The sequence below is a fragment of the Rhodopirellula sp. SH410 genome, from assembly GCF_055811895.1.
In genome coordinates this window covers 7,128,950-7,148,307 of record NZ_CM147949.1, presented here as the reverse complement: position 1 = coordinate 7,148,307, position 19,358 = coordinate 7,128,950, and the positions used below count along the sequence as shown (strand labels likewise).

Below are 19,358 nucleotides of genomic sequence, written 5' to 3'. Positions count from 1 at the left end.
CCGGAACTCGCCACGCGTGTCTGGAACTAGTCGATAAGGCTTGGCGTTTTGCGGTGCACCGATATCGCTAATTGCTCGGCGTGAACCAAGGTGATGCGTCGTCGACCAAGATCGACCAGTCCTTCGGACTTGAGCTGGCCGAGCAGGATGGTCACGGTTTCGCGGGTACTTCCCATCAGGTTTGCGATCTCTTGATGGGCCAGTTTGATTCGCAGACGGATCCCTTCGGATTCACGAATACCAAACTGTTCGGCGAGGTCGAGCAGCAAATGGACCAGTCGGGCCCGATTGGAAAGGAACAGCAGATTCTTCAATCGCCGCTCGACGCGATGTCGCCGCAGTCCAATTATTTTGTTGAGTGCAATGGAAACGTCGTGATTCGCCGCCATCAACTCCTGGATCACGCACGCGGGAATGATCACGACCGTCGATTTTTCGATCGCTTCGACGTATTCATCCCGCTGTTCGGATTCGAAAAGGGCCAACTCACCAAAGAGCTCTCCCGGTTCCACAAACGCCAAGATCGATTGCTTGCCATCGCTCGTCAGGTTGCAGACCTTGACAAGACCGCTGGCAAGTAGGAACACACTATCAGCCGACTGACTTGGCAGATAAATCGGGCTGTGCGCGGCACAGGATCGGGAACGGCAGCGTGATGCGAGCTGTTCTAGCTGGTCCGGCTTCAGCTTTAGGAACAGCTCGTTATTCTTTAGATGCCAGATTTGCTGAGGCACACTGCTTCCCTCTCCACCGAGTTGATTCGCTCATCCGAGTCACACGCTGTGCCCCGATCCTCACAAAGATCCTCGGTAGACGTCCGAGCGAGCGTTTCCTTACACAGGAAAAGTGGATCGAGAACGCTCGGCGTTTCACGGTGGCGGTTCGCCGATCGGGCGGGAGGCGATGGGAACACCCGTGTGTTAGCCCTGTGAGTTCATTGCTTTCACAATTCTTTGCTTCGCGGCGGCGGATAACTTGACCGATTCGGACATCTCTTCACTGGATGCACGCTCTGCCTGATGGGCAAGTCGCTCTCGGAGAACAATCTGATCACGGCGAAACGCCGCGCAAAGCCGACACATTCGCAGATGCATCCAAACCGAAATCCGCTTGCTGAGGGGCAAGGGATGATCGAGCGATTCAGAAACGAGTTTGGAAACTTCTTTGCACGACAACATGACGGCGTATTCCGGTTATGCCTTTTCTTGAAGCCAACGCAATTTAATGCAGTTGGCGAGACGAAGGCGTGCGCGATGCAGCAACACCCATAAATTAGACGCACTAATATCCAATTCCTTACAAATTTCTTCCGTTTCAAGACCTTCCATCTCTCGAAGCATGAACGCGCTGGACTGTCGCTCCGGCAGCGATTTCAAACACGCTCCAAATACGGGCCAAAACTCCTGCCGGTCAACTGAATCGAGTGGCTCAAGCAGCGTTTCGCGTACGTTGGGTTTCCACTTTCCGGTACGGTCGAAAAACGAACCCAAGAGATCGCGAGTCTCCGAGGCGTCCGCGTGCCCCTCTGACTGAGCTGCCCGATCGCGTTGTCGGACAAAGTCGATGATCTTCCGCTTCAGAATCCCCATCAGCCAGCCTTGCTGCGAGCCAGCACCCGAAAACTGATGCTGGTGCTGCAATCCGGCTAAAAATGTCTGCTGCACCACTTCCTCGGCAGATTCCGGATTCCGTAGTCTCGAAAGGGCATAGCGAAAAAGGGCGTCACCATACTCGTTAACCCAGGCCGCCGGATCGCGATTCAGGTTGGCTTCAGTCAATTCGGGGTCTTCCATGCGGTCTCAGGCTCACGTAAGCATCTCCGGACAAGTCTAGCAGAAATCCCAGTTTGCCCAATGGAAGGGGACACCGGAGATTTCAATCAACTCGCCCGGCGAGTCGACGGTGTGACGCATGCGGTGTGACGCATGCTTATGGTTTCGGCTCATCCGACCGAAGGGTGCGCGGCAATACAGTGGAATGTTTTTTAAAGGCATCGCGCCAGTATCCCATCTGTTTTCAAAGAAGCGTTCCTGCCGAACGAATCTTTGGCAGGGACTGGCGACACCATTTGCGTACCCTTGACCGGGATATCCCTTGCCAAGCCCGCACCTCTGCAGAGCTTCGCTCCGTTTTTCCTGGCAGGCCCAGTCTCATTTCCCGGCAAGCAGTCCAACGCTGTCAATCCAATCCCACAAATAGATCATTGGATACTTGAGACAGTACTCCAAAACCTCCGACGCACGCTTCCGTCGGATGATCCATGTTTTCGCTCAGACTCACCAGCGATGCAAAGGCGATTGAACATATTCCCGATTGTTCGTGTCTCTGGCATCGAAGTTGCTCTTGCTGTGGCAGTCGCCGGATGGGTCTTAACGATTCCAACAAACCGATGACCAGCCACCAACTCACAGGGAAATTGACCATGACCACGCCAATCACTGAAACGTTTGACAAGCCCGTTTGGTTTGTGACAGGCTGTTCGACTGGATTCGGACACTCCATCGCAAAATACCTTTTGCAGCATGGTTACCGAGTCGTTGTGACTGCTCGAAACCCAGACGATGTCCAGGATCTCGCTCGGCTGGGCAACGCCTTCGTGCAGCGACTCGATGTGACCGACCGAACGCAAGCGGAATCGGCGATTCGTGAGGCCGAGCATCATTTTGGATGCATTGACGTGCTGATGAACAACGCTGGGATCGGCTACTTCGGGGCGATCGAAGAGAGCGAAGAACAACAGATTCGCAAGATGTTTGACGTCAACTTCTTTGGCCTGTGTCGTATGACACACATTGCATTGCCCGGGATGCGAAAACGCCGCAGCGGGACGATCGTGAATGTTTCGTCGATCGGTGGTTTAAGGTCGTTTCCGTCGATCGGCTATTACAACGCTACAAAGTTTGCCGTAGAAGGCTTCTCCGAAGCGTTGTGGCAAGAAGTCGAACCGCTGGGGATCAAAGTCATGCTGGTCGAACCGAGCGGATTTCGCACTGATTGGGCTGGTCGCTCGGCCAACGAGACTCAAAATCCGATCGATGATTACGCGGCCACTGCGAGAAAGACGCAGCAGCACATTCGAAACAGTTCGGGGCATCAACCGGGTGACCCCGATCGTGCGGCCGAAGCGATCGTCAAGGCCGTCGAGTGCGCACATCCACCACATCGGTTGTTGTTGGGGAATGATGCCTACGACGGAGCAATCTCGAAATTGGACGACCTTCGTAAGGAGTTTCAGCAGTGGGAATCGATTTCCCGTAGCGTCGATGTGCCGCAGGAAACGTCGAGTCATTAGACGAGTCGTCCATGGATTGAAATGACGGCCTGATGCTTAGGTTCAGATCGGATCATGCTCGCAATCAGCGAGGCGGATCCGAACTCGATGGATGCTTCCTTCGACAACGAAACATCCTTCTCGTCCTCGAGCCCGCCGACCCGCTCTTCCAGCACTGCTTCCAGCGGAGCGTTCGACCCCAATTTCAGACAGGAGTTTTCCGCTCGTTCCTAAACTGGGCGATGGCGTTAGACGTAGTAGTGGTTGGATTCTCCGTAAACGTGATGAGAACGATAGGGCTGAGAATCCAATCCGCGGACCTTTACGATTCGCGATTGCCATGCGTGGGCGCAAGGTTTGCACAGCTGATCGTGCGGAGGATTCATAATGACAGACTCACTACAACTTGATCGCCCATGGTTAATCGCCGTGTGGCCCGGCATGGGGCACGTCGCCTTGAGTGCTGGTTATTATTTGATGTCGAAACTGGGCATGAGCCAATTCGCCGAACTGACGGCGGGCGAACTGTTTGACGCCGATGAGGCAATCGTGAAAGCCGGTTTGATTCAAAAGCCACATCGACCACGCAGTCGGCTATTCGCGTGGAAGGCACCGCCGGGCGGTCGCGATGTAATCGTATTCATCGGTGAATCGCAGCCTCAACTCGGCAAACTGGCGTTCTGTGAACAATTGATCGACTTCGCTCGCGACCAGGGCGTCGAGCGAATGTTCACGTTCGCGGCGATGGCAACCGAGATGCAACCGGGGACGGAGGCCCGCGTGTTTGCTGCCGCGACGCAGCAAACACTGCTCGATGCGATGGGCCCTTTCGATGTGCAAATTCTCGACGATGGTCGTGTCGGCGGGCTCAATGGGGTGCTATTGGCCGCGGCTGCGGAAAAGGGCATGCCGGGCGTTTGTTTGCTCGGCGAGATGCCACATATCTTCGTTCAGTTGCTGTACCCGAAAGCGTCCTTGGCGGTGCTGCGCGCCTTTTTGCAGATGGCAAAAATTGACTTGGATTTGGCAGAACTCGCGCAGCACTCGGAACAGACCGAACATCGGTTGAGCCAGATCGTGGCCGAGATGCGACGGCGTCTGGAACCGGAGCCGGACGAGGCTGAAGAAGCGACGGGAGAAGACTGGCAGCTGACGACGCAGCTTTCACCCGAAAACGAAGAACGCATCGAATCGTTGTTCGAGATCGCCAGCGGAGATCGGAGTCGAGCTTTTGAGCTGAAGAGTGAACTCGACCGATTGGGCGTATTCGATAAATATGAAGACCGGTTTCTGGATTTGTTCAAGACACCGTAGCTGACCAGGGGCAGCGAAATGGGGCAGCGAACCCGAAGCGTAGGCAAGGAACGCATGAGTGAGAGGTCCTCGCATACGCATCGGGTTGGTATTCATTCAGTCCGAGCGGGGTGTGATCCGAATGAACTGATTCGTGCGGTCTGCCGCTACTTCGCTCGCACGGCAATCCGTTTTGACTTAGCCTCTTCGCCTTTTGGCAAATGGACTTCGAGGACCCCGTTCTTATAGCTGGCTTCGATCTTGTCCGCTTCAATTCCCGCCGGCACACTCATCGCTCGGTAGAACTTGCCATAGCTGCTGAAGTGACCATTATGGTTCCCGGTCGTCTCTTGCTCGGTCTTGTGTTCGGCCTGCATAACCAGACGACCGGCTGAAAGCCGCACATCGATCTCGTCCGGCTCAAAACCGGGCGCTTCAGCGCGGACAATCATTTCGTTTTCTGCATCCAGCACATCGCAGCTCCAGCCGCTATTCCAAGCATCGTCCCAATCGCCACTCCACATTTTGCCGAGCATGCGGTCGAAGTTGGCGCGGAACTGCACAAGTTCGCTCTTGGGGTCGACCTCCATCAGTTCGGAGTCACCTTGTTGTTTCCTGGGGATTAGGTTCTTGAACATCGTTTGGATTCCTAAGTTTGAAGGATTCAGTGAGTGAGCCGGCGGGTTACCGCCGCCGGCTCAACCTACCTGTCTCGCAGCGACAGGACGACTTGAACTAAACCACCTTGACGGCGATTCGCTTAGGCTTGGCAGCTTCGGCCTTGGGCAAATGCACGACCAAAACACCGTTATGAACTTCGGCATTGATCGCGTCGGCGTCAATCGATTCGCCGATCGTGAACACACGTCGAAAATCACCGACAACGTACTCCTGACGTAGCACTTGCATGTTCTCATTGCGCGCCGCCACTCGGCCAGCGATGATGAGCTGATCGTTCTCGTAACGAATGTCTAAGTCGTCTTGCTTGACACCAGGCAAGTCGCCATAGAGTGTCAGTTCGTTCTCGTTCTCGGTGATGTCAAACCGAGGCTGGAACAACGGTGTTTGGCGAGTTGGTTCCGACGAGCCTTGCGCGGCAGCAGGTTGGGTAAGGGTGGTTTCTACCATGATTTTGCTCCTTGATCTTGTGAATGTTGGTGAAACGGAGTGAATCGATTTGATTCCAATCCCATTGCAGTTTTTGCTAGCCCGCAGCGACCTGGATTCGCCGCGGCTTCGCCTCGGGTTTCTTTGGCAACGTGATCTTTAGCACGCCATTGACGTATTCCGCCGTTGTTGCATCGCCATCGACGAGTGCGGGCAATGCGACCATTCGCGAAAACCGACCGAAGGCGCGCTCCTGCCGATGCCGAGTCGTCGTGCCACCGTTTGGAGGCTTGCGTTCACCTTGCAGCGTCAACTGACTCTCTTCGTTGACAAACAACTCGAACTCGTCCAATTCCATGCCAGGAATTTCCGACTCGATGTACAAGTTGTCATCGTCTTCGAGCAGGTTGATCGCCGGATACGCGAGTGGGCGGGCAAGCGAGCCGTTGCCACGACCAAACAGTTCATCCATTTCGCTTTGTAGCCGGTTGAGTTCACGCGGCCAAGTGAATTGAAACGCCATTTGATTCTCCTATGGAAGTGGTTTCGGAGCGAAAGTCACCACGACTTTCAGCGGAGACGTGACACATTTGGCGGTGCGTCACACTCGTGCAAACAATTCGCAATTTTCGTACCAAATGCCATTCATCACATGGTTGCTTCCGCGGCAGATGTCAACGATTGCGACCTGCCTCATCGCTCGGCGAAAATGCTCTATAAAACGCTTTTCGGCGTCGCGTTGAGCTCTGTGATCGACCGTGTGCCTTTGTAGTAGGAACCAGGTTTTTACTGCATGCTGTGTTGTCACCTGCCACTATGACAGACCTGCAATGTCCACAAACAATTTCTTTACCGAGCAATTTGATGTGAACGCGCATTCTTCGATCACATGCAGGACACTCTTGATTGAAGAAGATTTGGCTTTGATGCATCGGTATCTTTCGGTGGGATGAGAGAAGGAGGGGCGCGGAAGTTGTCCTGACTTTCGGCATGCCCTCTCGTAGTGGGAAGCTCTTGGTGAATTCCGCAATATGAGCGAGACAAATGCCCCCCAAATATAGGCGGCTGAAAAACAGGGCCCGGTCGCATACAACCTGGCCTCGATGTTAGGTTTTTTCGGGGGCACGATTGTGCGCTGGAATGGCGTCAGCTTTGCGTTGCGAGGCAATACGGCTCAATGCACCAAGATCGAGCTTTCCCAACCGGGTCATCGGAATCTCGTCGACTTCGATGAAGTCCACTGGCTTCGGAATCCAGATCGCCGGGAAGCCACAGGCATCAGAAAGTTTTCGAACGATGTCTGTTGTCGAAGTGTCCACCCAAGGTAGGTGGATCACAACCAATCGCTCCCCCTTGTGTGCATCGGAAATCGCGGTCACGGCAACATGCCGTCGCTCACCCGTTGAATCCGCGGCCAGCAAAGTTTCGATCGCGTCTTCCAGGGCTGCATGAGGCACCATTTCGCCCCCGATCTTAGAAAAGCGTTTTCTGCGTCCGGTGATCGTGATGAATCCATCGGCGTCGAGTTTCGCAAAGTCGCCGGTGTCATACCAACCATCACGAATCACTTCAGCAGTCTTGTCAGGTGAATTCAAATAGCCCAACATCACGTTCGCACCGCGTACGAGCAGTAACCCCTGCTCACCCATGCCCACCTCGGCGCGAGATTCGGGATCAACGACCCGGATTTGCACACCCGGCGCGGGCCGCCCGACGGATCCTGGCTTGTCGTGGCCTTGTCGAGGTGAGAGCGTACGATGGGCCGGAACGTTCACCGACGCCCACGGCGACAACTCGGTCGTTCCATAACCTTCCACGGGCGTGACGCCGAACTTTTCGTAAAATGATTTCGCCAGACTGGCTTCGAGACGTTCGGCGCCGATGATCGCCAGGTCTAACGCCGTAAAATGGTCCGGTCGACATCTTCGCATATACAGTTTCAGGAAAGTCGGCGTCGCAAATAGAACGGTCACGCGATACTTCTTAGCCATCTCACCAATCGCTTTCGTTGCGAACGGATCGAAGTGGTACACCACGGTCATGTTCAATCCGAAGGGCAACCACAACGCCGCGGAATAGCCGAAAGCGTGAAACAACGGCAAAATCCCCAACACGACGTCGTCCTCGCGAACGCGATAGAGCTGACGAATCGCAGCGATGCTCGCCGCGAGATTGCCGTGCGATAGCATCACGCCCTTGGGATCAGCGGTGGTGCCCGAGGTAAATAACACCGTCAGCAAGTCATCTTTTTTCGTGCGTTGAAGACCTAGCAATCGATCGAGTAAACAACTCGGCAGCCCATAGGCGGCAAGCCCGCATACCAATTTGTCCCACCAAGTTGCCTGCAAAGACAACTCTTCGATGCAAATCAATTCCACCGAAAGCTCAAAGGGTCGCCGCCTTAGAAATGATCGACTGGTCAAGACGTGCGAAATCTCGCACGCACGGAGGCACGTTTCGACGCACTCGCTGCTAGACGTGTAGTTCAGGTTCACCACGGCCTTGTTCGACAAACCGATACCGACATTCGCTAGCACTGCGCCTACCGACGGAGGTAAGAGCACGCCGATCATCGCAGCCTTGTCGTTGACCACACCCGATCGCATCAGCAACCGCCGCGTGACTAACGCCGCGGTTAATAGACGTCCCCCTGACAAGTCCATTCCCGTCGAATCAGCCGCCTGACGTCGAAACAGTCGCGATCGGCAGGTGCGAATGAAGTTTTGCAGAGGGAACATGGCCTATCCTATTACCCGGTTGACTGTTGCGACGCACCGCCAGCGAACGAATGCCCCTTCGAGTCATCACCTCGGCAGTCTCTCGCATGCTTTGTTGAGCTGGAATTCCTCTCACATGCGTCGTTACTACGCATTTCAAGTGCATCACTTCGTTGCCTAGTTGTTCGTTTTGAAAAGCACTACGAGGGTTTGACTTTGTGTGGTGCTAGCGGTTGGAAGCAAACGGCATTCCGTCGGTGTTCAATATCATGGGACTGCGAAACATCGCCCCCTGGGAGTTGCGATCGGAAAGGGTTTGGGGTCCCTTCCATACACGCGACGACTTTTCCGAGGACGGCAATTTTGGCCAAGGGCAAACCACCGACCGATTGTTTTTCCGGTCGGTGCCTCGGCGGGAGGGTTCGAGGCACTTGATGAATTCCCGAGTCACCTGCCGTCGGACACCGGCATGGCATTCGTCGTGGTCACGTATCAACATCCCATTCATACCAACCGACTGCCCGAACTGCTCTCGCGCCAGACCAAGATGCCCGTCGTCGCGGCGACCCATGCACAGGTCCGTGAGGGACCGGTAGGGATCTTGCTGGAACGCAGTACCCTGGGGCGTTTCTGCCCGATTTTCGTGCTTGCTAACTCGTGCGGGCGATCTCATCGCCACAGGTTCTCTACGGCACGTATTTTGCTACTGCTGCCCCACTTCGACGTTCGTCCAGTCACTCGCGGGAACCTTCAACATGACACATGCCCTGGTCACGGGCGCAAGCGGATTCATCGGCGGACACTTAGTTCGGCAGCTGCGCGAAAACGGCACTCGAATCACTTGCCTTGTGCGTCCGACATCCGATCGTAGCCACTTGGAACGCTTCGACCCCGAATTTGTCGTCGGCGATGTGACGGATCCTGAGTCGATCAAGCGGGCGGTGGACTCGGTCGATGTCGTCTACCATTTGGCAGGGGCGACGAAATACTTGCGTAGCCGCGATCTTGAATGCGCCAACGTCGACGGGGTGCGTCATATCGCTCGCGGTTGTGCCGAGCGTGCGAACCCGCCCACCTTGATATTGGTTTCTTCGCTCGCCGCTGCCGGACCGACGGCTAACAATCGACTGCGAATTGAGTCCGACGAGCCGACGCCGGTTTCTAATTACGGGCATAGCAAACTGGCGGGCGAATACGAGGCGATGAGGTTCGCCGACCGGGTTCCCATGACCATCATTCGCCCACCAATCGTGCTGGGCGAAGCCGATCGCGACGGGTTGACCATGTTTGACAGCATCGCACGTTGGAATTTGCACTTCGTGCCCGGCATGTCCGACGAATTGTTCTCCGTAATCCACGGTGATGACTTGGCCGAGGCATTGGTTCTCGCGGCGGCCAACGGAAAACGAGTCCAAGCCGGTGATTCGGTCACGGGAATCTATTTCGCGACGTCTGACGAAACGCCCACCTATGCGGAACTGGGCCAGATGATCGGTGAAGCGGTCGGCCGGGACCACGTTCATGTCATCCGCAACCCAAAGCCAGCGGTGTGGGCGATTGCCGCGATCAATGAAGTTGCCAGCCAGATTCTCGGGCGGCCTCATATTTTAGGCATCGACAAAGCTCGTGAAGCCACTGCCGGTTCGTGGGCCTGCGACGGCCGCGCTCTGCAACGCGATACGGGGTTCTTGCCTGGGTGTTCACTAAGGCAGCGAGTGGCGCAAACGGTGCATTGGTACTACCAACAAGGTTGGCTCAAACCGGTCGGCGAACCGGAACTGGTCCACTGAGACGCTTTTCAAATGGCGGACGAGGTAACAAGTCCCGTGCTGAAGGACTCGTTACCTCGTCCGCAGCAACTCACTCCTTCACCAAGCGAGCAAGCATGGCCACCCCCACCACCAATTTGGGTTGGCGGTGTGATGCAGCGGCATGTTGTCACGTTGCTGAAATCCGACACCATCCAAGCTGCGCTCGACAAACGGAACGAAAGCCATTGGTCGGCATGGTGCCGTCAGCCGGCCTCATGTGTCGAGCTGCTACGCCCGCATGAATTAATGAACCAGACCGCATCTTGCATCTGCCGCGGGACGACGTATGGACCTAGGCCGGGCAAGCCGTTTTGATCGCTGTTCCGACACCACTTTCAAACTGGGAGAAATTTTCACGGAACAGAGTCGCTAACTTTTGGTTGGTCTGTTGATAAGCCTGCGGATCAGACCAACAACGACTCGGCACGAGAATTTCCGACGGAACGTTCGGGCATTGCGTCACCATATTCAGTCCAAACACGGGTTCCGTTTCGGTCGGCGCGTCGACCAGTTCGCCGGCATGGATCGAATCAATGATTGCCCGGGTATACGCGAGCTTGATCCGAGAGCCGACACCGTACGGACCGCCACTCCAGCCGGTATTCACCAGCCACACGTTTGCATTGTGTTTCTGGATCTTCTCGGCAAGGAGTTCGGCGTACTTGGCAGGATGCCACACCAGGAAGGGCCCTCCGAAGCATGGAGAGAAGGTGGCTTGAGGCTCCGTCACACCCACTTCTGTACCAGCTACTTTTGCCGTGTAACCGCTGATGAAGTGGAACATTGCCTGCTCGGGGGTCAGTTTACTGACCGGCGGCAACACGCCGAATGCGTCGCACGTCAAAAAAATGACGTCAGTCGGATGGCCGGCGATACAGGGGATCTTGGCGTTGCCAATGTATTCGATCGGATAAGCGCCGCGAGTATTCTGCGTGATGGTGGTATCGTGAAAGTCAACATGATGTTGTGATTCGTCGTAGATCACGTTTTCGAGCACTGCACCGAACCGAAGTGCTTGGAAAATGTCGGGTTCGGATTCAGGCGTCAAGTCGATCGCTTTTGCATAACATCCACCTTCGATGTTGTAGATGCCGTCGTCAGACCAGCAGTGCTCGTCGTCACCGATCAACGCGCGTTTGGGGTCCGCAGACAGGGTCGTTTTGCCAGTACCCGATAGTCCAAACATGACGTCCGAAGCGCCGGTGACTTTGTCGGCCGTTGCCGAGCAGTGCATCGACAGCACGCCATTCTTTGGCCCCAGGTAGTTCGCCATGGTGAAGACGCCCTTTTTCATTTCACCGGCGTATTCGGTGCCCAGAATCACCATTTGTTTGGCCTCCAGGTCGACCGCGACACTCGTTTTGGATGTCATTCCATGGGTGTGGCGATTGGCGGGGAATTGGCCGGCGTTGAAGATGACCACGTCTGGCTCGCCGAAATCCGCGAGCTCGGCGGCGGTCGGACGAATCAACATCGTGTGCATGAAGAGCGCGTGATAAGCCCGCGCACAAATCACACGCACCTTCAAGCGAAACTTTTTATCCCAACCGGCAAAGGCATCGATGCAGTACAGGATCTCGCGTGTGTTGAGATAGTCGACCGCTCGTTCGCGGTTGGTTTCAAACGTCTCACGATCAATCTCCGTATTTACCGGACCCCACCAAACCTCTTTTTCCGATTCCGCACTACGAACGATGCGTTTGTCTTTGGGCGATCGTCCCGTCTTGGAACCAGAGTAGGCAATCAGTGCTCCCGAATCGGAAAGAGCCGAGTCCGGCTCACGTCGCAACGCATCCTGATAGATCGTCGCGGGGGCCGGGTTGTGTTGGATATTTTCGACGTGCAATTCGTATTGTGAAAGATCGATCGTGGTCATGAGCCAATTCCGAGGGGCGAAAATACAGTAGATGTTCGCAACGCGACGCAAGCCGCGTGCCGGGATCGGTTCAGGGTGCGGGCCCAGCACCACGTCGCATGAAATTTGGACGTCTGCAGGCCCCTTAGTGTCCTCTTCCGGCCGAACGAACGTTCTTGCGTCTGACTCGCCTTGTTCTCAACGACTCGGATTCAAGTTGCGTGACAGGCCTGCGTCCCTACCCCCGCGCAAATGCGCACATCCCCTGTGCGACATTGCGCAGAGCGGGACGATCGCTGTCATGCGATCTTCGGCACTCGCCGCCCAACGCTCTTCGCATCTTTTCAGGAACGCTTCAGCCCAAGAGATATGCAAGCTGACGAAGGAGTCAGCGTGAGGTTTGAACCACGAATCACACGAATGACACGAATCGCACATACCGTCAGCACTGGATCATTCGTGTCATTCGTGTCATTCGTGGTTAAACCAATGCCCGAGATCATGCCACCACCCATCAACACGTCAGTTCCCGCACGATCCAGCGTGGGTTCGAGAAAGTCGTCTTGAGTCTCCGGTGGAATCCCAATGGGCTCGTCCCTCACACGTTGCGCCATTCTTATGCCACCGTGATGCTGGAGCACGGTGTTAACTTGAAGGTCTTGCAGGTTTATCTCGGCCACAAGAATCTGCAGGCCACCGAGATCTATCTGCACTTGACTCGTCATGGCGATGAGCAGGCTCGGCGAATCGTGGAAGAACATTTCAATGGGCCACAACAACACACGCCACAACAAGGTCTGAGCGATTCCTGATGAGCGACTGGACCGTCAGTCGCGTTTTGAAACGCGACGGCCAGCAGTACTTGGATCGCTGCGGTGAGTCGATGACGGCTCAGCAGAAGAAGGTGACGCACCTCGAAATACCGATCATGAGCGGCGAGCACTTCAGCGTTGGCGTCGGGGTGAAACCAAAACGGAAGATCACCCATTTCGGCGTTGCCGCATTTCCAGAATCACGTCATCCCAGGGCCGCAATTCAGCTGTGCCATTGTCGATGGACTCAACGCGGCGTTGGATTTCAGCCGCCCAAGCGGCGTCAGCCTGCGGATCATCTGCAGGGCCAAGACTCCTTAGGAGTGACACAGCCAAAGTCGCACGGTCAGACTCAGGCATACCAAGCGCCGTATCGAGCAGTTGTTGTGATTGTGTGTTCATGCCTCCATTGTAGCGTCTCGGAGTCGCTGATCCATACTTATGACCGCCAACGGAAGGTTTTTACGACACCGCCCTAAACGAAGCGAGCGATGCCTGAATTGCCAAGAATTGTACCAAGGATGCCATGAACAATAAGTGGCGGGTTTACTGTAGTGGATCTTGTTAAAGATCCTGTTCTGGATGGATCTTTAACAAGATCCACTGCGCCAGTTATTGATCCCGCGTTCCCAAGGCCAGCGCTCGTTGCCAAAGAGCGAAGGTGTGCCGCAGGCCTAGCGTAAAAACCATGTTAGGTGCCAGTGGACTGCGGTGATGGCTTCATTTCGTGGTTGGCTGGAAGTGAGGTCCAAAGAACCCACGTGACGAAACAAGTAAGCACTAAGATTCCGACAGGAATCGTAAGGTAGATTCGCGTGACAATGAACGTCATCAAGGCAGCAAAAATCACCGTCAAGACTAGCAGGTCGCGAATCCGCCAGTTCGGCGGAACGCGTAGACGGATAGACCGACCGATAAGTGTCGCCAGCAAGTAAATGGGCGTTAGGGAGAGGCTCCATACTAGATTCGGAAGAAAGTCGGTCCAATTAAGATCAAATTGAGATGCCATTTGGAAAAGTTGCATGCTTAACCAGATCGCGTACGACAGCGTGAGTAAAGCACCCAAGGAGGTGTACCGCGTTGGTATTGCGATACCAGCTATCATCCCGACCACGAAGAAATACGGTGCAAGGGGAAGATGGGCCAAGCAGTCTTGTTCAAATCGGAATAGGTTCTCAGGAAAGCGTTCGTTGGCGAAAGTCGTCAAGGCAATTGTGGCCGGATTCCGTGTTGCCCAGAGGGTGAGTTTGGAGGCGCTGCCCCAAGCATTGTGAGCCAACCCCACGCCAGCGCAGATGAGCAGCAGAGAAATGAGCGGCCTCAATAGTGTTTTGATCTCTGGCACCTAACGGAAGGTTTTTACGTCGCCGTTCCCCACCGATGAGAACGACATTGAACTACGAAAGATTCTACCAACACCAACGTACGTTGCCAAACAGCGAAGGCGATCGCGGGCTTGCACCAGAGGGCTCGTCGCCGAAGCGATTGACGACAGACCACCAAACGATTCTCCAATGACGACAGCCGCGGATTTGCGTAAACACCATGTTGGCCGACGCCCCAGCATGATGCGTAACGCTTGATTCAACCAACAAATGACGGAATGTCCACAAGGATTATGTCCGTTGCGCTGCACGTGACATCATAAATGTACGGAAATTCCAGGGCACGTTTGAGTTCGTTGGTATCATCAGGGCCTGCAAGTTCGATCATGCTCTGACGACGACCAGCGGATAACTGCAGTTCAATCCGCACAGTTCGATATTGCGACATGTCCCCTGAGCCTCGTTCAAGCACGACTGTTTCGTCAGCATCTCGCACGTCCAAAACAATGGGATCGTCAAAGTCCATCGTCTCAGCAAAACGCAAGGCGCGACGACGAATTGGTTCGATGCTTTTGGTCACTAGGCGTCGGCCAACGGGAGGTTTTGCCGATGCCGTTCGTGACCGAAGCGAGAAAACGTGGCAAGTCGAGCGATTTTACCAATCGAGTGATGCTTGAACAACCGAAACAGGGGGCCGCGGGCTTGAATTGCCAATAGACGTGACCGAAGCGTTGGAGCTATAATGAATAAGGAATTTTCCAATGTGGAACCCGCGGCTTAGCGGCAAAACCATGTTGTGTGCCCCGGTAGCAGTGGAGACAGGCTATGAATTTGAATCTTCCCGTTGATGCGAACGATTTTGTAAAAAGCCTTGTAGCCCAAGGCAAGTACCAGTCTGAAGAAGCAGCAGTCGTCGATGGCATCCGATTACTGAAGGGGCGAGAAGAATTGCGCGCGAAGATCGCGACAAGCACCGACCAATTGGATCGTGGCGATTCGTTTGATGAGAAATCCGTCTTCGACGAAATCGAAGCTGAGATTGCCCGCATCGAGTCATCAGAGAATCAAGGATAGGTTGATGCCAAGGCTTCGGTATTCTGCGGCTTCCAAAGAGGACCTGAAAGAGATTGCTCGTTTTATCGCAAAAGACAAGCCCGATGCCGCAAGACAATGGGTAGCGAAACTTCGCGAGAAGTGTCGATTGGCTGCAAAGCACCCAGATATCGGCGACGACCGAAGCGATCTTGGCGAGGGTATTCGATCAACCTACGTCGGACGCTACATCATCTACTTTCGCGAGCAAGACAGTACGCTGGAAATCGTTCGTGTCGTTTCCGGGGATCTTGAGTTCCCGTTTCTCTAGTGGCACACGACGGAAGGTTTTTACGACGCCGCCATGAACGAAGCGAGCGACGTCTGAATTACGAGTGATTCTACCAAAGCCAGCGAGCGTTGCCAAAGGGCGAAGGTGTGCCGAAGGCCTAGCGTAAAAACCATGTTGTGCGGCCTACGGTTCTGGGATTCCAAGATCACGGCAGATTTTACGCGCCAAGTAATCAGAAACCTCGCGATGACGCGGCACCGCAGACCGCGCACCAATAGCTGGATTGCCCCACCAAGAATGGTTGCCACCCTCACGCACCAAAACGCAGCTACAGTCGATCAGATGCCGGATGAGGTCACGGCGTTTCACGGCTGGATAGCCACTTCTTCGTAGGCTGCGCCAGCAGCATTGCGGGCATCCTCGCGGTTCATTTCAATGGCCTCCGCAAGCGCCTCGCGGAGGTTGTTGAGCAGTTCGTCGCGGGTTGCACCTTGCGAGTTAACGCCGGGAACCTCCTCAATCCAGCCGATCCACCATTCGCCATCTTGGCGGATCACAGCGTTATAGTTGGGGGTAAGCATGGGTATTCCTTAGAGTAGGCCGCACAACGGAAGGTTTGGCCGACGGCGCCCTGAACGAAGCGAACGATGTATGAACTACCAAAGATTCTACCAATGCCAGCCCGCGTTGCCAAACATGGAAGGTGTGCCGAAGGCATAGCGTAAAAACCATGTTGCACGACCGGTGATTCGCCATTCAGGCAGGGCATTTAGGTATAAGGCTCCAAGTCGTCACTCGCAAATCGGGATTGCGACCCGGGTCACGGCGAGCAACGATACGACCGTTGAGAACCCACGCGATTTCGCCCATGCCGCCGTGAGTATCGAGAAGCCACGGTTCAGCTGCAAGGTCAGGAATGTGGTCAGTGTCGCAAACGATCAGTTGAGCGCAGCCGTGAGAGTCAACGTCGTCGAGTAGTTTGGCGACCCGAATCAGGGTTTGCATGGATGGGCCAGACCAGAAGGCGTTGACGACAACGACGGCGCAACGCAGGTCGGCAAGCACCGTCGTGGACAGATCGGCGTCGTAGCGGACGCGATCCCCGAGAAAGCCGCAATACTTCGTGATGATCGCATCGCCATCGAGGTCTGCCATCAGTTCATCTCGGTAGGTCGCACAACGGGAGGTTTTTACGACACCGCCCTAAACGAAGCGAGCGATGCCTGAACTACGAAAGATTGTACCAATGCTATGGCCCGTTGCCAAAGAGCCAAGGTGTGCCGGAGGCCTCAGCGTAAAAACCATGTTGTCGGACAATTACGGCGTCAATCGGAAACGGTCGTCAAATTGGTCAGACGCCCAATCAACGCCGTCATCGGTTAGTACGGATTTCCACCAAAGACTCTTCGGTTGCGCGAAGCAAACCGTTGACCACGCCTCGAAGAAGCTCGCGATATCGTTTGCCATTAGGAAGCCGTTGGCACCGGTGCCGCCGTCGAGCCAACTGTGATGGTCGAATACGATGTTGCCGAAGCCCTCGGGATTCAGATTGAGTGAAAAGTTGTCGCCGTTGCCTTCGGCATGGAGCGGAATCCAGTTGTGCATCAGCTTGTTGGTGACAAGTGCCAAGTCAGGATCGTCCGTGTATGGGAAGCCGTAATTGCGGGCCGCATCATCATCGTAGAATCGCCAGTCACGCATCTCCAAAGCGCCACCAACAGAGTTGGCAACGGGTTCAAGCTCAAACGAACCGAAAGGGCCGTCATCGGTTGTCCATGAGAGAGATAAGCCGTTCGCAAATCGCGTGACGAAATCAACGTACGCGGGTGGGAGAGCAAGCCCAATCCGCGATTGGGCCGCATCGACGTCACGGGTTGTGGCGGGTGGATTGAGCTCGACGTTTAGGGCTATGCCTGCATCGGCGAGGTGTTTCGCTACGCGATCGAGTGTCTTCTGCATTTGTCCGACAACGAAAGGTTTTTACGTCACCGCCGTGAACGAAGCGAATGACTTTGAGTTACGAGAGATTGTACTAATGCGAACGCACGTAGCCAAAGAGCGAAGGTGATCACGAAGTGCCTAGCGTAAAAGCCATGTTGGGCGTCCCGCTACTGCGGAGAAGTCTCACGCTCGAGCAATAGGTTTAGTCCGCCTTTCCACGACGTAATTGAACGCAAACTGACTTCACCGTACAGGCGGTTTAGTCGCCAGCCGTCCTTTCCAAAGTTGTTTAGCGCTTCAAGAAGTTGTTCGTCATTGCCTCGCCCAGCTTCGAGGGCGAGGTAGTGGAGCTTGTATTCGTAGATTGCGTTTTTCATTGAGCGTTCCAATAGGAGAGGTTTGACAGCAGGGTGTTCGCGGCAGTTACGAAAATCTTGGGACGCCCAACGGAAGGTTTTTACGACACCGCCCTAAACGAAGCGAGCGATGCATGAACTATGAGGGATTGTACCAAGGCCATGGCCCGTTGCCAAAGAGCCAAGGTGTGCCGAAGGCCTAGCGTAAAAACCATGTTGTGCGGCCCTAGGCCTCCACGTCGAGGTCAACCACATCACGTGCCCAAAACCGCATTGCGCCCGTTATCGGTTCAAAGCAATCAACACGGACGCGTATGCCAGAAAGTTGACGGTCGCTGACGTCGGTGATCTGCAGGCCAGAGCACATTGGGAATCCGGCCTCAAGTTCGATTTCGGACGGGTTGGAAAACCGGAGCCGGCGTTCGGTGTCACCGAGGCGCAGGGTTACGTCAACGTATGGTTCGACGTTTTCCGGACGTTGGTAGTTGAACCCAACGACATCGTAGAGATGCGGCGATTCGATAATGGGGTGAACTGTCACATCGTCCATTCGATCTGGGCCGCACAACGGAAGGTTTTTACGACACCGCCCTGAACGAAGCGAACGACGTCTGAATTAGTTGAAATTGTACCAATGCCAAGGCCCGTTGCCAAAGAGCCAAGGTGTGCCGAAGGCCTAGCGTAAAAACCATGTTATGCGGCCCTAGGCCTCCACGTCGAGGTCAACCACATCACGTGCCCAAAACCGCATTGCGCCCGTTATCGGTTCAAAGCAATCAACACGGACGCGTATGCCAGAAAGTTGACGGTCGCTGACGTCGGTGATCTGCAGGCCAGAGCACATTGGGAATCCGGCCTCAAGTTCGATTTCGGACGGGTTGGAAAACCGGAGCCGGCGTTCGGTGTCACCGAGGCGCAGGGTTACGTCAACGTATGGTTCGACGTTTTCCGGGCGTTGGTAGTTAAAGCCAACAACGTCGTAAAGATGCGGCGATTGAATAATGGGGTGTATCGTCACATCGTCCATTCGATCTGGACCGCACAACGGAAGGTTTTTACGACACCGCCCTTAACGAAGCGAGCGAGTCTGAACTACGAAGGATTCTACCAAAGCCAACGCCGGTTGCCAAAGAGCGAAGGTGTGCCGAGGCCTAGCGTAAAAACCATGTTGTGTGACGCTTGAAGCGGGGAAAAGCTCAAACCAAGATTTCAGACGCAGCAAAAAAGTCAGCGACCAGAAGACGGTTTGAAGAGAGATAGTTTGCTACATCATCAGAGAAAGACGAAAGCGTAATGGGCACCGAAGGACGTGTCATAAGTCGATATGGCAACGAAGGATCGGGTTGGCCGACGCAATGGTTCCAGTCAAAGCCGAACAGTCCGCGTTGGGACCAGACGTCCCACGTGTCGTGGATTGGCGGGGCCGAGCGATACCAAATAACGTCGCCGGTCGTTGGCAGTGAGTCAACCTCGTCAAGTGTGCGCGCGTAGAGCCTGAACGATGCGAAGACGGCAGAAGGCACGGCAGCAAAACCGGCATTACAGA

Annotated in this window: 25 protein-coding genes; 7 read left to right on the top strand and 18 right to left on the bottom strand. The window is 54.9% G+C overall.

From position 1 onward, the window contains the following. Nucleotides 1–26: 26 nt before the first annotated feature. From SH410x_RS26215 to SH410x_RS26200, 4 genes are all read right to left on the bottom strand, one after another. Nucleotides 27–734, bottom strand: coding sequence for a Crp/Fnr family transcriptional regulator (locus tag SH410x_RS26215; RefSeq protein WP_473672232.1), 708 nt, complete (start codon nt 732–734; stop codon nt 27–29). Between the two features lie 186 nt (nt 735–920). Further along, nucleotides 921–1,178 (bottom strand): anti-sigma factor family protein, encoded by a 258-nt coding sequence (locus SH410x_RS26210; protein ID WP_473672230.1) that lies wholly within the window; start codon nt 1,176–1,178, stop codon nt 921–923. A 15-nt stretch (nt 1,179–1,193) separates the two neighbouring features. After that, nucleotides 1,194–1,793, bottom strand: a complete 600-nt coding sequence (locus SH410x_RS26205) for a sigma-70 family RNA polymerase sigma factor (protein ID WP_473672228.1) — start codon at nt 1,791–1,793, stop codon at nt 1,194–1,196. Between the two features lie 36 nt (nt 1,794–1,829). Beyond that, nucleotides 1,830–1,994 carry a hypothetical protein gene (locus SH410x_RS26200; protein ID WP_473672226.1) on the bottom strand — a complete coding sequence of 55 codons (165 nt, stop codon included), beginning with the start codon at nt 1,992–1,994 and terminating at the stop codon, nt 1,830–1,832. Nucleotides 1,995–2,422: 428 nt separating this feature from the next. Between SH410x_RS26200 and SH410x_RS26195 the strand changes: the two genes are divergently transcribed. Continuing rightward, nucleotides 2,423–3,292 carry an oxidoreductase gene (locus tag SH410x_RS26195; protein ID WP_473672225.1) on the top strand — a complete coding sequence of 290 codons (870 nt, stop codon included), beginning with the start codon at nt 2,423–2,425 and terminating at the stop codon, nt 3,290–3,292. Nucleotides 3,293–3,658: 366 nt separating this feature from the next. Continuing rightward, nucleotides 3,659–4,585, top strand: coding sequence for a PAC2 family protein (locus SH410x_RS26190; protein WP_473672224.1), 927 nt, complete (start codon nt 3,659–3,661; stop codon nt 4,583–4,585). A 146-nt stretch (nt 4,586–4,731) separates the two neighbouring features. On the opposite strand, the gene SH410x_RS26185 is transcribed toward SH410x_RS26190, so the two are convergent. From SH410x_RS26185 to SH410x_RS26170, 4 genes are all read right to left on the bottom strand, one after another. After that, complete coding sequence (locus SH410x_RS26185) at nt 4,732–5,202, bottom strand: Hsp20/alpha crystallin family protein (protein WP_473672222.1); 471 nt, start codon at nt 5,200–5,202, stop codon at nt 4,732–4,734. Between the two features lie 97 nt (nt 5,203–5,299). Further along, nucleotides 5,300–5,692 carry an Hsp20/alpha crystallin family protein gene (locus SH410x_RS26180; protein ID WP_473672220.1) on the bottom strand — a complete coding sequence of 131 codons (393 nt, stop codon included), beginning with the start codon at nt 5,690–5,692 and terminating at the stop codon, nt 5,300–5,302. Between the two features lie 76 nt (nt 5,693–5,768). Continuing rightward, a complete protein-coding gene (locus SH410x_RS26175; protein WP_473672218.1) occupies nt 5,769–6,194 on the bottom strand; it encodes an Hsp20/alpha crystallin family protein in 426 nt (141 codons plus the stop codon). Nucleotides 6,195–6,777: 583 nt separating this feature from the next. Next, the gene (locus SH410x_RS26170) at nt 6,778–8,409 is read right to left on the bottom strand and encodes an AMP-binding protein (RefSeq protein ID WP_473672216.1); all 1,632 of its coding nucleotides are present in this window, start codon (nt 8,407–8,409) and stop codon (nt 6,778–6,780) included. A 199-nt stretch (nt 8,410–8,608) separates the two neighbouring features. On the opposite strand from SH410x_RS26170, the gene SH410x_RS26165 reads away from it, so the two are divergent. After that, nucleotides 8,609–9,259: a chemotaxis protein CheB gene (locus SH410x_RS26165; RefSeq protein ID WP_473672215.1), complete on the top strand. Its 651-nt coding sequence runs from the start codon at nt 8,609–8,611 to the stop codon at nt 9,257–9,259. Beyond that, nucleotides 9,144–10,178 (top strand): NAD-dependent epimerase/dehydratase family protein, encoded by a 1,035-nt coding sequence (locus tag SH410x_RS26160; protein WP_473672213.1) that lies wholly within the window; start codon nt 9,144–9,146, stop codon nt 10,176–10,178. The genes SH410x_RS26165 and SH410x_RS26160 overlap by 116 nt, the downstream gene beginning before the upstream one ends. 313 nt (nt 10,179–10,491) lie before the next feature. Here the strand turns inward: SH410x_RS26160 and pckA are convergent, their stop codons facing one another. Then, nucleotides 10,492–12,075, bottom strand: coding sequence for a phosphoenolpyruvate carboxykinase (ATP) (pckA, locus tag SH410x_RS26155; RefSeq protein WP_473672211.1), 1,584 nt, complete (start codon nt 12,073–12,075; stop codon nt 10,492–10,494). A 542-nt stretch (nt 12,076–12,617) separates the two neighbouring features. Between pckA and SH410x_RS26150 the strand changes: the two genes are divergently transcribed. After that, a complete protein-coding gene (locus SH410x_RS26150) occupies nt 12,618–12,866 on the top strand; it encodes a tyrosine-type recombinase/integrase (protein WP_473672209.1) in 249 nt (82 codons plus the stop codon). Nucleotides 12,867–13,034: 168 nt separating this feature from the next. On the opposite strand, the gene SH410x_RS26145 is transcribed toward SH410x_RS26150, so the two are convergent. Next, nucleotides 13,035–13,268 (bottom strand): addiction module protein, encoded by a 234-nt coding sequence (locus SH410x_RS26145; RefSeq protein WP_473672207.1) that lies wholly within the window; start codon nt 13,266–13,268, stop codon nt 13,035–13,037. A 1,182-nt stretch (nt 13,269–14,450) separates the two neighbouring features. Continuing rightward, nucleotides 14,451–14,717: a hypothetical protein gene (locus SH410x_RS26140; RefSeq protein ID WP_473672206.1), complete on the bottom strand. Its 267-nt coding sequence runs from the start codon at nt 14,715–14,717 to the stop codon at nt 14,451–14,453. A 299-nt stretch (nt 14,718–15,016) separates the two neighbouring features. On the opposite strand from SH410x_RS26140, the gene SH410x_RS26135 reads away from it, so the two are divergent. Together SH410x_RS26135 and SH410x_RS26130 are read left to right on the top strand one after the other, a co-directional pair. Next, complete coding sequence (locus SH410x_RS26135) at nt 15,017–15,265, top strand: ribbon-helix-helix domain-containing protein (RefSeq protein ID WP_473672204.1); 249 nt, start codon at nt 15,017–15,019, stop codon at nt 15,263–15,265. Nucleotides 15,266–15,269: 4 nt separating this feature from the next. After that, nucleotides 15,270–15,554, top strand: a complete 285-nt coding sequence (locus tag SH410x_RS26130) for a type II toxin-antitoxin system RelE/ParE family toxin (RefSeq protein ID WP_473672203.1) — start codon at nt 15,270–15,272, stop codon at nt 15,552–15,554. Between the two features lie 144 nt (nt 15,555–15,698). On the opposite strand, the gene SH410x_RS26125 is transcribed toward SH410x_RS26130, so the two are convergent. The 7 genes from SH410x_RS26125 to SH410x_RS26095 form a co-directional block, all read right to left on the bottom strand. Continuing rightward, entirely contained in the window at nt 15,699–15,884 is a 186-nt protein-coding gene (locus SH410x_RS26125; RefSeq protein WP_473672201.1) for a type II toxin-antitoxin system HicA family toxin, read from the bottom strand. Further along, nucleotides 15,881–16,096 (bottom strand): type II toxin-antitoxin system HicB family antitoxin, encoded by a 216-nt coding sequence (locus tag SH410x_RS26120; RefSeq protein WP_473672199.1) that lies wholly within the window; start codon nt 16,094–16,096, stop codon nt 15,881–15,883. Before SH410x_RS26120 ends, SH410x_RS26125 begins: the two co-directional genes overlap by 4 nt. A gap of 175 nt (nt 16,097–16,271) precedes the next feature. Next, entirely contained in the window at nt 16,272–16,670 is a 399-nt protein-coding gene (locus SH410x_RS26115) for a hypothetical protein (protein ID WP_473672197.1), read from the bottom strand. Nucleotides 16,671–16,832: 162 nt separating this feature from the next. Next, nucleotides 16,833–17,474 (bottom strand): SMI1/KNR4 family protein, encoded by a 642-nt coding sequence (locus SH410x_RS26110; protein ID WP_473672196.1) that lies wholly within the window; start codon nt 17,472–17,474, stop codon nt 16,833–16,835. 149 nt (nt 17,475–17,623) lie between these two features. Next, complete coding sequence (locus SH410x_RS26105) at nt 17,624–17,833, bottom strand: hypothetical protein (RefSeq protein ID WP_473672194.1); 210 nt, start codon at nt 17,831–17,833, stop codon at nt 17,624–17,626. Between the two features lie 205 nt (nt 17,834–18,038). Beyond that, complete coding sequence (locus tag SH410x_RS26100; RefSeq protein ID WP_473672193.1) at nt 18,039–18,353, bottom strand: hypothetical protein; 315 nt, start codon at nt 18,351–18,353, stop codon at nt 18,039–18,041. A 162-nt stretch (nt 18,354–18,515) separates the two neighbouring features. Continuing rightward, nucleotides 18,516–18,830, bottom strand: coding sequence for a hypothetical protein (locus SH410x_RS26095; RefSeq protein ID WP_473672191.1), 315 nt, complete (start codon nt 18,828–18,830; stop codon nt 18,516–18,518). Nucleotides 18,831–19,358: the final 528 nt, after the last annotated feature.

What these genes read in the sequence shown, in the direction of transcription:
- SH410x_RS26210 (WP_473672230.1), bottom strand. Translation starts at nt 1,178, where the DNA reads ATGTTGTCGTGCAAAGAAGTTTCCAAACTCGTTTCTGAATCGCTCGAT.
- SH410x_RS26205 (WP_473672228.1), bottom strand. Translation starts at nt 1,793, where the DNA reads ATGGAAGACCCCGAATTGACTGAAGCCAACCTGAATCGCGATCCGGCG.
- SH410x_RS26200 (WP_473672226.1), bottom strand. Translation starts at nt 1,994, where the DNA reads ATGCCTTTAAAAAACATTCCACTGTATTGCCGCGCACCCTTCGGTCGG.
- SH410x_RS26195 (WP_473672225.1), top strand. Translation starts at nt 2,423, where the DNA reads ATGACCACGCCAATCACTGAAACGTTTGACAAGCCCGTTTGGTTTGTG.
- SH410x_RS26190 (WP_473672224.1), top strand. Translation starts at nt 3,659, where the DNA reads ATGACAGACTCACTACAACTTGATCGCCCATGGTTAATCGCCGTGTGG.
- SH410x_RS26185 (WP_473672222.1), bottom strand. Translation starts at nt 5,202, where the DNA reads ATGTTCAAGAACCTAATCCCCAGGAAACAACAAGGTGACTCCGAACTG.
- SH410x_RS26180 (WP_473672220.1), bottom strand. Translation starts at nt 5,692, where the DNA reads ATGGTAGAAACCACCCTTACCCAACCTGCTGCCGCGCAAGGCTCGTCG.
- SH410x_RS26175 (WP_473672218.1), bottom strand. Translation starts at nt 6,194, where the DNA reads ATGGCGTTTCAATTCACTTGGCCGCGTGAACTCAACCGGCTACAAAGC.
- SH410x_RS26170 (WP_473672216.1), bottom strand. Translation starts at nt 8,409, where the DNA reads ATGTTCCCTCTGCAAAACTTCATTCGCACCTGCCGATCGCGACTGTTT.
- SH410x_RS26160 (WP_473672213.1), top strand. Translation starts at nt 9,144, where the DNA reads ATGACACATGCCCTGGTCACGGGCGCAAGCGGATTCATCGGCGGACAC.
- pckA (WP_473672211.1), bottom strand. Translation starts at nt 12,075, where the DNA reads ATGACCACGATCGATCTTTCACAATACGAATTGCACGTCGAAAATATC.
- SH410x_RS26145 (WP_473672207.1), bottom strand. Translation starts at nt 13,268, where the DNA reads ATGAACACACAATCACAACAACTGCTCGATACGGCGCTTGGTATGCCT.
- SH410x_RS26140 (WP_473672206.1), bottom strand. Translation starts at nt 14,717, where the DNA reads ATGGACTTTGACGATCCCATTGTTTTGGACGTGCGAGATGCTGACGAA.
- SH410x_RS26135 (WP_473672204.1), top strand. Translation starts at nt 15,017, where the DNA reads ATGAATTTGAATCTTCCCGTTGATGCGAACGATTTTGTAAAAAGCCTT.
- SH410x_RS26130 (WP_473672203.1), top strand. Translation starts at nt 15,270, where the DNA reads ATGCCAAGGCTTCGGTATTCTGCGGCTTCCAAAGAGGACCTGAAAGAG.
- SH410x_RS26120 (WP_473672199.1), bottom strand. Translation starts at nt 16,096, where the DNA reads ATGCTTACCCCCAACTATAACGCTGTGATCCGCCAAGATGGCGAATGG.
- SH410x_RS26115 (WP_473672197.1), bottom strand. Translation starts at nt 16,670, where the DNA reads ATGGCAGACCTCGATGGCGATGCGATCATCACGAAGTATTGCGGCTTT.
- SH410x_RS26110 (WP_473672196.1), bottom strand. Translation starts at nt 17,474, where the DNA reads ATGCAGAAGACACTCGATCGCGTAGCGAAACACCTCGCCGATGCAGGC.
- SH410x_RS26105 (WP_473672194.1), bottom strand. Translation starts at nt 17,833, where the DNA reads ATGAAAAACGCAATCTACGAATACAAGCTCCACTACCTCGCCCTCGAA.